11 protein-coding genes and 1 tRNA gene are annotated in these 12595 nt (G+C 64.5%); 9 read left to right on the plus strand and 3 right to left on the minus strand.

All coding sequences use genetic code 11. The features are described 5' to 3' along the window. Positions 1-149: 149 nt before the first annotated feature. Positions 150-225 (minus strand) — tRNA-Phe (locus VLE48_01705). 236 nt (positions 226-461) lie between these two features. Here VLE48_01705 and VLE48_01710 point away from each other — a divergent pair. Both VLE48_01710 and VLE48_01715 read left to right on the plus strand, forming a co-directional pair. After that, positions 462-1154, plus strand: a complete 693-nt coding sequence (locus VLE48_01710; protein HSA91700.1) for a response regulator transcription factor — start codon at positions 462-464, stop codon at positions 1152-1154. Next, positions 1151-2902, plus strand: coding sequence for an ATP-binding protein (locus VLE48_01715; GenBank protein HSA91701.1), 1752 nt, complete (start codon positions 1151-1153; stop codon positions 2900-2902). The genes VLE48_01710 and VLE48_01715 overlap by 4 nt, the downstream gene beginning before the upstream one ends. Positions 2903-3064: 162 nt before the next feature. Here VLE48_01715 and VLE48_01720 read toward each other — a convergent pair whose 3' ends face one another. Together VLE48_01720 and VLE48_01725 are read right to left on the minus strand one after the other, a co-directional pair. After that, the gene (locus tag VLE48_01720; GenBank protein ID HSA91702.1) at positions 3065-3463 is read right to left on the minus strand and encodes a hypothetical protein; all 399 of its coding nucleotides are present in this window, start codon (positions 3461-3463) and stop codon (positions 3065-3067) included. Positions 3464-3606: 143 nt separating this feature from the next. Beyond that, positions 3607-5121 (minus strand): alpha/beta fold hydrolase, encoded by a 1515-nt coding sequence (locus VLE48_01725; GenBank protein HSA91703.1) that lies wholly within the window; start codon positions 5119-5121, stop codon positions 3607-3609. Between the two features lie 474 nt (positions 5122-5595). On the opposite strand from VLE48_01725, the gene VLE48_01730 reads away from it, so the two are divergent. The 7 genes from VLE48_01730 (at position 5596) to phoU (ending at position 12562) form a co-directional block, all read left to right on the plus strand. Beyond that, complete coding sequence (locus VLE48_01730) at positions 5596-6309, plus strand: PhoU domain-containing protein (GenBank protein ID HSA91704.1); 714 nt, start codon at positions 5596-5598, stop codon at positions 6307-6309. A gap of 115 nt (positions 6310-6424) precedes the next feature. After that, positions 6425-7432, plus strand: a complete 1008-nt coding sequence (gene pstS, locus VLE48_01735; GenBank protein HSA91705.1) for a phosphate ABC transporter substrate-binding protein PstS — start codon at positions 6425-6427, stop codon at positions 7430-7432. Between the two features lie 75 nt (positions 7433-7507). Beyond that, positions 7508-9097, plus strand: coding sequence for a putative porin (locus tag VLE48_01740; protein HSA91706.1), 1590 nt, complete (start codon positions 7508-7510; stop codon positions 9095-9097). 87 nt (positions 9098-9184) lie between these two features. Beyond that, positions 9185-10225, plus strand: coding sequence for a phosphate ABC transporter permease subunit PstC (gene pstC / locus VLE48_01745; protein ID HSA91707.1), 1041 nt, complete (start codon positions 9185-9187; stop codon positions 10223-10225). Further along, complete coding sequence (gene pstA, locus VLE48_01750) at positions 10218-11093, plus strand: phosphate ABC transporter permease PstA (protein ID HSA91708.1); 876 nt, start codon at positions 10218-10220, stop codon at positions 11091-11093. Before pstC ends, pstA begins: the two co-directional genes overlap by 8 nt. A gap of 3 nt (positions 11094-11096) precedes the next feature. Continuing rightward, positions 11097-11858, plus strand: coding sequence for a phosphate ABC transporter ATP-binding protein PstB (gene pstB / locus VLE48_01755; GenBank protein ID HSA91709.1), 762 nt, complete (start codon positions 11097-11099; stop codon positions 11856-11858). Beyond that, positions 11858-12562, plus strand: a complete 705-nt coding sequence (phoU, locus tag VLE48_01760) for a phosphate signaling complex protein PhoU (GenBank protein ID HSA91710.1) — start codon at positions 11858-11860, stop codon at positions 12560-12562. The genes pstB and phoU overlap by 1 nt, the downstream gene beginning before the upstream one ends. The last annotated feature ends 33 nt before the right edge of the window (positions 12563-12595 follow it).

Consider the following 12595-nt stretch of genomic DNA (forward strand, 5'->3'; position numbering starts at 1 on the left):
TCCAGCTACTTAGGTGCGTGCCTCATGCTGCTGGAACCGGATGTGACACCGGTGAGGATGGTGGCCAGCGACGGAATCGCCGAAGTCCCGAGCGTGGCGCAGACCTTTTAGGGCTGCGACCCTGTAGGGCTGCGACCCTCCAAGTGACATGGTGGCCAGGGACGGAATCGAACCGCCGACGCCGGCCTTTTCAGGGCCGCGCTCTACCATCTGAGCTACCTGGCCACTTCTACCATCTGAGCTACCGCCACACCCACGCGGCCACGCTACCAGTGGATCTGTCTGGCGACGTGCGCCGGCGGAGGGCCGGCGGCTTCGCAAGGAGTGCGGGCATTGCCCGGAAGTTCCTGCGGAGTTGTGATTATAGCAATCGCTCGGCGAAGCGCTCAAACCTCGGGCGCGGAGGGCGGAAAGCCGACCGCCGACGGTCGCGCTTGATGTTCGCGGATACAATAGCTGCCGTGACGCCGACCATCTTCGTGGTGGAAGACGACGCCGACATCGCCCGCCTGGTCCGCCATCATCTGGAGGGCGCGGGATACGCGGTGCGCGCCTTCACCTCCACCCCGCCGGTTCTCGCGGCGGCGGAGAAAGCGCCACCCGCGGTCTTCCTGCTGGACATCATGGTGCCGGGAGGCGACGGACTGGAACTTTGCCGCCACATCCGCCAGCACGCCTCGCTGGCCATGACGCCGGTGATTTTCCTCACCGCCAAGAGCGGCGAAGCCGACCGCATCGTGGGCCTGGAGCTGGGCGCGGACGATTACATCGTAAAGCCCTTCAGTCCGCGCGAGATGGTGGCGCGGGTGAAGGCAGTGCTGCGGCGCTTCGAGCGTCCGCCGGCGCCCGCGGTGCTGCACGCCGGCGACGTCGAACTCGACACCGGCGCCATGATTTTGAAGGTACGCGGCAGGAACGTCCCCACCACGGCTACGGAGTTCCGACTGCTCGATTATCTGATGCGCCACCCCGGCCGGGTGTTCACGCGCGACCAGTTGCTGGACGCCGTCTGGCGCGACACGCATTTCGTCACCCCGCGCTCGGTGGACGTGTACGTGCGCCGCCTGCGGGAAAAAATCGAGAAGGATCCGGAGGACCCGCGCCACCTGCGCACGGTGCGCGGCGCCGGATACCGCTTCGAGGCCGCGAAGTGAGAAGCCGCATTTTCTTCAAGCTGCTGCTGGCCTTCGTGCTGGTCGTCGCGGTGGCCACGGCGACGCTGGACATCGTAGTGCGCCGGGCCTGGGAAAAATCCTTGCGCGGCGAGATCGAGCGCTCGCTCACCCAGAAGACGCGCTTGGTGGCGGCGCGCGTGACTCACACCCCAACGGAATCGATGGCGGCGGTGATCCAGGAGGAGGCGCAGGCGGCGGGCGCCCGCGCCACCGTCATCGAGAGTTCCGGCAAGGTGCTGGCGGATTCCGAGGCCGACCCGCAGACCATGGAGAACCATGCCACGCGGCCGGAGTTCCGTGCCGCGCTCGCCGGCGGCGTGGGGGTGGACGCCCGCCGTAGCCGCACTGTCGGGATTCCGTTTCTGTACGTGGCCGTGCCCATTCCCGGCGGGGCAGTGCGGCTGGCCTATCCGCTGACCGAGATCGAGGAAACGACGGCCGGAATACGCCGCGGCCTGTTGCAGGGGTCAGCGCTGGCGGTGCTGATCGCCACGCTTCTGGCTGCCGTGCTGGCGCAATCCATCGCGGGACGACTGCGGCGCATCGTCGAGTTTGCCCAGCGCGTCGCCGGCGGGGATTTGAGTGCGCGCGTGGCCGAGCGCTCCAGTGACGAGATCGCGCAGGTGGCGGCGTCGCTCGACTCGACCGCCCGCCAGCTCGAGCACAGCTTCCGCGCCGTCGAAGACAGCCGCCAGCAACTGGAGGCGGTGCTCAACGGCATGCAGGAAGCGGTGATTGCCGTGGGCCCCGACGGGCATACGCAGTGGGCCAACGGACGGATGCGCGAACTGGTGGAGGGCATCCGGGTGGGGGCTCCGCTGGTGGAAACCGTGCGCCAGCCGGAATTGCTGCGCGCAGTGGATGAAGCCACGGCGCGCCGTGAGGTGCGCCGCGCTCGCGTCTCCGGCGTGGTCCCAGGCCGCACCTTCGAGGTCACGGCCGCGCCGCTGGCCGCGGGCGGCGCCGTCGCCGTGCTGCACGATTTGACCGAGATCGAGCGCGTCGAGCAGACGCGGCGCGACTTCATCGCCAACGTTTCTCATGAGTTGCGCACGCCGCTCACTTCCATCCAGGGCTACGCCGAGACCATGCTGGAAGCGGGCGCCGGCGGCGAGGCCGGCCGCGAGTTCCTGGAGATCATCCGCAAGAACGCGTCGCGCATGGCACGGCTCACCGAAGACCTGCTGACGCTGGCGCGGGTGGAATCCGGCGAGCGCGCCTTCGAACTGCGTCCGGTCGAGCCCGGTGAACTGCTGGAAGAAGCCGTGCAGAGCTTCCGGGAGGCAGCGCGCGCGCGCCACGTCGAGCTGGTCATCGAGAACCAGGCCCACCACCCGGTGCTGGCCGACCGCGATTCCATCCACCAGGTGTTCTCCAACCTGATTGACAATGCGCTCAAGTATTCGCTCGAAGGCCGTCGGGTAGTGGTGGGCGCGCGCCAGCCCGAAGCCGGCGGCCCGGTGGAGTTCTTCGTGCGCGACCAGGGCCCGGGCATCGCCTCCGACCACCTGCCTCGCCTGTTCGAGCGCTTCTACCGCGTGGATAGGGCGCGCTCGCGCGAGTCGGGAGGGACCGGCCTGGGCCTGGCCATCGCCAAGCACATCGTGCTGGCCCACGGCGGGACCATCCGAGCCGAGAGCGAACTGGGGCACGGGTCGACGTTTGTGTTCACGCTGGTGGGCGCGGCGCGAGAGGCGGCAGTGGCGGAACGTGGCGCAGGTGGTTGACTTAGTTGAAGGGAGCTGCATGGCCGAGCAGATTCTCAAGAGTGCAAACCCCAGGTCCCTCGACCCTCTACCCAGGAGCCTGAAGGGTATCCTGTGGTCCGAGGTCTGCCATGAAACCCAGAATCAGTTCTAGGTTCTAGTTCTAGGTGGCGCGAATGGTGGTCAGCGCTCGGCAATTGATTCTCGGCCGGTGGCACTGGGCGGCCAGGCCAGCCAAAGAACCAGAATAGCGGGAAGGATCACGGTGGGCGCTTCCGCCAGCAGGCGGTGGGGATGCTCACGACCGGCCAGGGTGTCCCAAACGTGGATCACCGCGTGCAGCGTGAGAAAGGCTCCGCCAGCCATTGCCGCGGGCCAGGCCTGCCGTGAGCGGGCCAGCCAGAACAAGGCCAGTGCGACCACCAGAAACGCACACCCGATGTCCCGGATGAAATGCGGATTCATGGGACCGGTATCAGCCACGCCGGGAATGGCCTGATACCAGCTCCCCGGCGCGGCCAACATCCACAGGCCGTTGGCGCCCAACGCCAGGCCAAGAATCACGCTCAGAGCCGTGCGCATGGTCAGTTGCCTCTCCGTGAAGATGGAATGCTTCGGAGCATTGTGACACGAGCGGTTCAGGCGCCAAATCTCGGGTCTCAGAGAAAACCTGAACGAGAGCTGCTCACGCTAAGAACCTCGACGAAAGCGCCGGGGCTGCCTCATCATTGTGCCAGTCGCAATGCTCGTGCTTCTGCGCAACCCGTATCCAGCCTTCGTTGCGGATCGGCATGGAACTGGCGCGCTAACGCCAAGGCACATCGCCGATACTCATACTCTTCCGGTGAATAGTTATACGATCGGATATAGAACTGAGCGTGCCCGGCATTCCTGAAAACCACGTTCCTTGCGTTGGCATAAAGCATTTCGACCTTGTAGCCTGCGATTCCTGACAGGGTTGGATCCAATTCTCCGGTAAACGCGAGTATGGGCCCGTCGTAATACACATGGGTGTTTTCCATCGGGTCGGCTCGCCCCGCAGGCCACAAGGCGCAGGTTTGAAAAGCTCTCACCCCTCCTCTCTTCCCGAGAATAGAACGGACAATGTCAGACTTGGCCGCCGCTTGCGCATATTCATCCACGGACTCGAACGGCTTCTCTTCGTGGCAATCGATGGAGAGGTTCTGGCCGGTGTTCCACTTGCCTGCGTCCGGCAAGGCGGGAATCGGGGGCGTCTCCTTGGTCATCTGTTCCTCGATCCGCAGCATGAGCCCGCCATCGCCGCGAGCCGCCGCATCCGCGTAAGCGATGACCCTCTGTACGCGCTGTTCAAACGTGGGATAGGCGCCGCCATAGAGCCAGTCGAGAATGGTGTTCACCACGTTGTAGTCGTCGATCCGCGCCTCCCCGATCGAGAGGGGATGCTGCCGGAGCCGGGGAAGCGCGGCCATGAAGCGGCTTCGCAACTCCGGAAACCTGGAGGAGCAGGCCGCGTCTGCCGCGCATTTCGAGAAGATCTTGTTCAGCACGACCTCTGCGCCACGAAGATCTTCGACCCGTTCCTGATCTTCAGGCAAATAGGGACCATCGACAAGGAGGGAGCGGACGCTCGAGGGATAGTAGCGCGCCACCGTGAATGCGAGCCTTGCCCCGTAGGAGGCGCCCCAAACGTTCCATTGCTTCACGCCCAGGGCTTTCCTGAGCGCTTCCATGTCGCTGGAAATCCGCGCGCTGTTGTATTGAGAAAGATCCACGCCCTGCTTGATCAGTTGGTCCCTGCAGGTCTTCACCTGCTTGAACCAGTCGTCCTCGGGCTGGCAAAAAAGCTGAGGAATCGATCGGCCGCCGCCTCGTTGGTCAAAGAAGACCCAGTCCCGATCGACGACAATCTCGCGGATGGCGGGAAGCGTGACCAGCGTTTCCACATGCACTAGGCTCGGCGAACCGGGCCCTCCACTGAGGAAAATGACCGGGGTATCTGCATCGATCCTGCGTTCCGGGCTGACGATCATGAAAGCGACTTCAATCGTTCGCCCCGGATCATCATAATTTTCAGGCACCTTCAGCCGACCGCAAGTGACTGGAAGCAGCGCCTTGCTTGCATCGAAGGGGCAGGCGACCTTCTCGATTGTGCCTTCAATGCGAGGAGTGGCGGCTTTCACCTCCACAGCTCCGACTGCCGCCACGCCCACAATCGCCAGCATGAGATGCCTGTGAATAGCGGTCCTGGAAAGAAACATGGTCCTCCCTGCCTCCTCAAGAAATGATCGCTGCACCCCACCTGGATAGACTTCCCGGCTGGGCGGCGGTAAGGAGGCGGCGCAGGATTCTTTTTCAGGGGTCAGTTCTCTTCTTATCCGTACCCTTGGCTTCATCGCAGGGCGATCACCGCCTGTGCCGCCCGTTCCGGCACTGCCAGCCCCGATTTTCTGCGACCTCTGCGGGCTCTGCGTTGAAAGGCTTTTTACCAAGAATTCACACACCCGTAATTCCCCTGTAACCCGCCTGCGGTGAAATCGAGCCAATCAGTCACTTCACCTATGCATCCACGTCGTCTTGCACCCGTCGTGAATCCGGACCACGGCCCATCCCGGCCGTGGTTCCGGACCTTCCAAACGCAGGTGGCAGTTTGCGGGTGGCAGGCGGCCGGAGAAATCAAGACCGGTTTCGGGTTTTGCGTTTCTGGTTCCAGCAAGAGGCAGGAGGCATGACGCATGGCACTACGGGCTGAACCCAACGCGGAGCAGCCACTGGGGCCGCGGATGGTGGAACTGACGCTGGCGGCGTGCGATCTGGCGCAAGCGGCGTGGAAGCATGCGGTGGCCGGGCTGACCAGCAATGCCGCCGACCAGTTCGACGCCACCGACCTCTGCGAGCTGGAACTCGACCAACTCGATCGTCAGCTCGACGAAGAACTGGCGGCCGCCCTGGGTATGGCGAAATCCAGCGAGCAGCGCGAGTTGCTCTCCTGCCTGAAGCTGATGACCGACTTGGAGCGCATCGGCGACCTGGCAGCCACGTTCGCCGGGCGAGGGCGCGCCGTGGGCCGCCACCTGGACGCGGAAGACGTCCGCGAGCTGGCGGAGATGGGGCAGCGGGTGGCCAGGATGCTGGAGGGCGTGCGGCAGGCCTACGCCGCGCGCGACCTCATGCTGGCGGTCACCGTGCTGCGCGCCGACGCGGAGGTGGACCGCCTGCGCAACCTGCTATTCCATCGCCACATCCACGGACAGGAATCGGGGGAAGTGCGGGAGAGCATCCAGGTGCTGTTCATGACCCAGGCGCTGGAACGGGCCGGCGACCACGCCAAGAACCTGGCGGAAGAAGTGTGCCATCTCATCAGCGGACACACCTTGCGGCACGTGCTGCGCTCCAACGGCAAGTCGCGCGAGCAGATGCTGCTGGACTGGCTGAAAAGACAGCAGTAGCCAGTACCTAGTACCTAGTACCCAGTTGGCAACTTCCTTTTCAACGGAAATTCAACCCTCTGTAACACGGCGTTAACAAGCGTCGGCCACACTCGGCGGAGCAAGGAGGACACGAGTGATACGTCGCATGATGCTGGCATTTCTGATGATGGCCTGCCTGGCGGGATCGGCCTGGGGCCAAACCAAGTTGAACGGCGCGGGCGCCACTTTTCCCTATCCCATCTACAGCAAGTGGTTCGCGGAGTACAACCGCATCCATCCGGATGTGCAGATCAACTATCAGTCCATCGGGAGCGGCGGCGGCATCCGCCAGGTGCTGGCGGGGACGGTAGATTTCGGCGCCACCGACGGGCCTATGTCGGACAGCCAACTCAGCCAGGCCAAGGGCAAGATTTTCCACATCCCGACGGTGCTGGGCGCCGTGGTGCCGGCGTACAAGGTACCGGGCGTCACCGGCGAGCTGAAGTTCACTCCGCAGGCGCTGGCGGGAATCTTCCTGGGACGCATCACCTCCTGGAACGCCAAGGAGATCGCGGATGCCAACCCCGGAGTGAACCTGCCCAATCAGTCCATTATCGTGGTGCACCGTTCCGACGGCAGCGGCACCACGTTCGTGTGGACCGATTACCTGTCGAAGATCAGCAAGGATTGGGAATCGCAGGTGGGCAAGGGCACCAGCGTGAAGTGGCCGGTAGGACTGGGCGCCAAGGGCAACGAGGGCGTGGCCGGGATGATAAGGCAACTGGACGGCGCCATCGGCTACGTGGAGCTGATCTATGCCGAGCAGAACAAGATCACTTACGGCAGCGTCAAGAACGCTGCCGGGAATTTCGTGAAGGCCAGCCTGGCGGCCACCACGCAGGCCGCGGCCACGGCGAAAATGCCGCCGGACTTCCGCGTGTCCATCACCAATGCCCCGGGCAAGGATGCGTATCCTATCTCCAGCTTCACCTGGCTGCTGGTCCCGGGGAAACCGAAGGACGCGCAGCGCGGCAAGGTGCTGGTGGACTTCCTGAACTGGATGTTGAATGACGGCCAGAAGATGGCAACGCAGCTCACCTACGCGCCGCTGCCGAAAGAGGTAGCGGACAAGGTGCGCACGACCATCGCCCAGATACGGTAGGATGCCGGACCGGATGGAAGCGCAGGTTAAGGCGTGAATCCCGCAGTCGATTCAACCAAGCCAAGGAGCGAGGAAATGAAATCGGCAGTGAGAGCAGGGTGTGCGCTGGTCCTGGCGGTGATGCTGACAACGATGGCCGCCGCCGCAAACAAGAAGAAGAGGGACGAGGCCGTGACCGCGGAGGACGTGCGGGCGCTGCGGGAGCTGCTGGAGACGCAGAGGCAGGAACTGCAGGAGTTGCGCGGCGAAGTGATGCAGATGAAGGCGCAGCAGCAGCAGGCGGCCGACGCGCTGCGCGTGGCCACCGAGGCGCAGCAGCAGGCCGCGGCGGCGCAGAGCAGTTCCAGTTCGCAGCAGGAGTCGGTGGCGGCGCTGCAGAGCGACCTCTCCGACATCAAGACGAACCTGGCGAACGCCGCCGTGAGCACGCAGGAGGACCAGAAGAGGGTCTCGGGCCTGGAAGCCACCATGGGCCGCTTCCGCTTCTCGGGCGACGTGCGGGTGCGCTACGAGAATTTCTACCAGCAAGGGCCGCAAGACCGGCACCGGGAACGCATACGGCTGCGCTTCGGAGTACAAGGCAAGCTGAACGACGACTTCTCCGCCGGGCTGTTCCTGGCTTCGGGCGCGGTGGCCGACGGCAATCCGTCCTTCCGCGATCCGGTCTCCACGAACGAGACCCTGACCAGCTTCTTCGAGCGCAAGACCGTGGGCTTCGACCGCGGATGGATCACCTTCAACCCGCAAGCCCACAAGTGGCTGCAGCTTACGGGCGGGAAGTGGGCCTACACCTGGAACCGGACGCCACTCAGCTTCGACAACGACTTGAATCCGGAAGGCTTCAGCGAGAAGTTCTCGTTCGACGTGAAGAACTCGGTGGTACGCAACGTCACCTTCAATCCCATGCAGATCATGTTCAGCGAGTCGAGCGGAGACAACGACGCGTTTGCCGCCGGAGCCGCGGTGAGCACGCGCCTGCAGTTCGGCAGCCGCTTGACCATCACGCCTTCGTACTCATTGCTGAACTGGCGTAACGCCGACGTGGTCGCGCAGGCGGCCAGCCCGCTGGGCGGGGCCACCCGCATCATCAACGCCAACGCGCAGACCAACGCCACGCGCAACTGCGGCGCGGGAGGCGAGGTGGGCTGCCGCGTGACCACCGGATCACCGACCCGGGAGTTCGTTTCCAAGTTCCTGTACAGCGACTTCATCCTGGATGCGAACCTCAAGACGCCGTGGAATCGCTGGCCGGTCCACATCCTGGGCGAGTATCTGAAAAACCTGAACGCCGAGAACAAAGACCCGCTGGCTTCGGGCAAACAGGACTCGGCCTTCTTTAGCGAGGTGAGCATCGGCCAGACGAAGAACAAGAACGACCTGCAGTTCGGTTACATGTTCTCGCGCATCGAACAGGACGCCGTGATCTCGCAGTTCAACGAAAGCGACAACCGGGCCTCGACCAACATTTTGCAGCACCGGCTGTATGCGCTGTGGAAGGTGCGCAACAACGTCACCGCGAACTACACCCTCTTCATCGGCCGGACGCTGGACTGCCGGTTGCAGAACGCCGCCAAGGCCTCAGGCTTCACCTGTAACACGGTCGCCCCCTTCAATACCGAACCACTCCTCAAGCGCATGCAATTTGACCTGATCTATGCCTTCTAAGCGGGGAGCGCGCAGGACACCGGTCGTTCTGCGCGCTTCCCCAGCCTTGTAACAGTCCTGTAACAAGACTCTGTTAGGGTTCGGGCGATGAGCGACTCGCTGGCCGGCATGCCACCCGTGTTGCATGGCAGCACCCCCGAACCGACCACCCGGCCCGCTCCCGCGACCCGAGCGCAGCGGCTGGTGCGCCTGCGGCAGGGGACGCTGAGCCGCCTGGCAGACCGGCTGTTCCGCTACGCCATGCTGGGCTGCGCCCTGTCGGTAGCGGGCGTGCTCGGCCTGATCGTCTACGAGCTGGTCGTCAATTCGCGGCTGTCCATGCACGAGTTCGGCTGGAGTTTCTTCACCCGCGAGGTGTGGGATCCGGTGATGGGCGAGTTCGGAGCCCTGTCGTTCATCTACGGCACGGTGGTGTCGTCGCTGCTGGCGTTGGCGCTGGCGGTGCCGGTCGCGGTCGGGGTGGCGGTGTTCGTCACCGAGATGTGCCCGCGCCCGCTGCGCGGTCCGCTGGCTTTCCTGAGCGAGCTGCTGGCCGCGATTCCGAGCGTGATCTACGGCTTGTGGGGCATCTTCGTGCTGGCGCCGCTGCTGCGGGAACACGTGCAGCCGTGGCTGGCCAAGTACCTGGGCTGGACCGGCCTGTTCGAAGGCCCGCCGTACGGCATCGGGATGCTGGCGGCGGTGGTGATTCTGGCCATCATGATCGTGCCCATCGTCAGCAGCCTGACGCGCGAGGTGCTGGCCACAGTGCCGCGCGCGCAGCGGGAAGGCGTGCTGGCGCTGGGGGCCACGCGCTGGGAAATGATCCGCATGGGCGTGCTGCGCAATGCGCGGGCGGGCATCGTGGGAGCCATCATCCTGGGGCTGGGCCGGGCGCTGGGAGAGACCATGGCGGTCACCATGGTGATCGGGAACCGGCCGGAGATCTCGAAATCGCTGTTCGCGCCCGGCTACACCATGGCGAGCGTGCTGGCCAACGAATTCACCGAGGCCACCGAAGACCTCTACCTGAGCGCGCTGATCGAGATCGGGCTCGGACTCTTCGTGGTGACCATCATCGTGAACGGTTTGGCGCGGCTGCTGGTGTGGTCCGTGACCCGCGGTACTCCGGCGAGGAGCCATGCTTAGCGCGACGCGCACGCAAACCCGGCCCATCGGACTCGGGCGCCGAGTGAGGAATCTGCTGGCAACGGCGGCAGCTTCGGCATCGGTGGTGCTGGTGATGGTCCCGTTGGTCGCCATCTTCGGGTATCTGGTGTACCGCGGGATCGGAGCGGTGGACCTGGCTTTCTTCCTGGAGACCCCGAAGCCGGTGGGAGAGACGGGCGGAGGCATGGCCAACGCCATCGTGGGCTCGGGGATCATCCTGGGGATCGCCAGCCTGATCGGGGTACCGCTGGGGATCGGCGCGGGCATCTACCTGGCGGAGTACGGACGGGGCCGATTCGGAGATGTAATCCGCTTCATGGCGGACATCCTGAACGGCGTGCCTTCGATTGTGATCGGGCTGGTTGCCTACTCGCTGGTGGTGCTGCGGCAGAAGCACTTCTCGGCGCTGGCCGGAGGAGTGGCGCTGGGCATCATGATGATCCCCACGGTCACCCGGGCTACGGAAGAGATGCTGCTCATGGTGCCGCGAACCGTGCGCGAAGCGGCGCTGGGGTTGGGAGTGGCGCAGTGGCGGGCCACGCTTTCCGTGACGCTGCGCACGGCCACCTCCGGGGTGATCACCGGCATCATGCTGGCGTTCGCGCGGGTGGCGGGCGAGACGGCGCCCTTGCTGTTCACGGCGTTCGGCAATCAATTCTGGAATCTGAACCTGGACCAGCCGACGGCCGCGCTGCCGCTGCAGATCTTCGTGTACGCCATCTCGCCTTATGACGACTGGCACCGCAAGGCGTGGGCGGGAGCGCTGGTACTGATCGTGATCATCGTGGGCTCGGTGGCCGCGGTGCGCTGGTCCACCAGCCGCGGCGTCTACCGGGGAGCGGAATAGGGCATGGGCGTCAGCATCCAAGTGAAGGGCCTGAACGCCTGGTTCGGCAAGACCCAGGCGCTCTATGACGTGGAGATGGAGGCGCCCGCGAACCATTGCACGGCGGTGATCGGGCCGTCGGGATGCGGGAAGAGCACGTTCATCCGCTGCCTCAACCGCATGCACGAGACCAATCCCGAAGCGCTGGTGACGGGAACAGTGCGCGTGGGCGAAACCGAGATCTACAGCAACGGCACCCCGGCGGTGGAAGTGCGGCGCCGCATCGGGATGGTGTTCCAGAAACCCAATCCGTTTCCCACCATGTCCATCTACGACAACGTGGCGGCGGGGTTGAAGCTGAACGGCGTGCGCAACCGGCGAGCGCTGGACGAGGTAGTGGAGCGGTCGCTGCACCTGGCGGCGCTGTGGGACGAAGTAAAGGACGACCTGAAGAAGAAGTCGGGGGCGAGCCTCTCGGGCGGCCAGCAGCAACGGCTGTGCATCGCGCGCGCGCTGGCGGTAGAACCGGAAGTGATGCTCATGGACGAGCCCTGCTCGGCGCTGGACCCGATCTCGACCGGCAAGATCGAGGAACTGATCTTCCAGCTCAAGGAGCAGTACACCATCGTGATCGTGACCCACAACATGCAGCAGGCGGCGCGGGTGGCGGAGTTCACCGGATTCTTCCTGCTGGGGCGGCTGATCGAGTTCGACCGCACGGAGAAGATCTTCACCAACCCGTCCGAGAAGCGGACGGAAGACTACATCACGGGCAGGTTCGGATAATGCGCACACGGTTCCAGCTGGGACTCGACGAGTTGAAGGTCAAGCTGCTCCGCATGGGCGGGATGGCGGAACAGGCGGTGGAGCGGGCGACCGAGGCCTATCGCAAGCGCGACCTGAAGTTGTGCCAGGCGGTGCTGGAGGGCGAGCGCGCCATCAACATGGCGGAGCGCGAGATCGACGAGCTGGCGCTGGACCTGCTGGCCATGCAGCAGCCCATGGCGGTGGACCTGCGCTTCATCATGGCGGTGATGAAGATCAACGCCGACCTGGAGCGGGTGGGCGACCAGGCGGTGAACATCGCCCAGCGGGTGATGGACATGTCCACGCTGCCTCCGGTGGAGCTGCCGGTGGACATGCCGCGCATGGCGGCCACGTCGGCCGGAATGGTGCGCCGGGCGCTGGAGTCGTTCGTAGAGGCTAAGCCCGCTATCGCCGAGGCGGTGCTGAAGATGGATGACGTGGTAGACCGCATGGACGACGAGATCTTCATTCACATGGTGGAGAAGATGCACGCCGATCCTTCAGTCACGCGGCAAGCGCTGGACGCGCTCCTGGTGGCCCGAAATCTGGAGCGTGTGGCCGACCACGCCACCAACATCGCCGAGGATGTGATTTTCTGGGTGAGCGGGGCGGACGTGCGGCACATGGGCGGGCAAAAAGCGCCGAAGGACGAGGCGCTGGGAGAGAAGCCGGAAGTGCATTAGGCGGTTTCGAGTTTCCAGTTTCCAATTCCACAA

The sequence above is a fragment of the Terriglobales bacterium genome (assembly GCA_035454605.1).
In the GTDB taxonomy this organism is placed as follows: domain Bacteria; phylum Acidobacteriota; class Terriglobia; order Terriglobales; family Acidobacteriaceae; genus DATMAB01.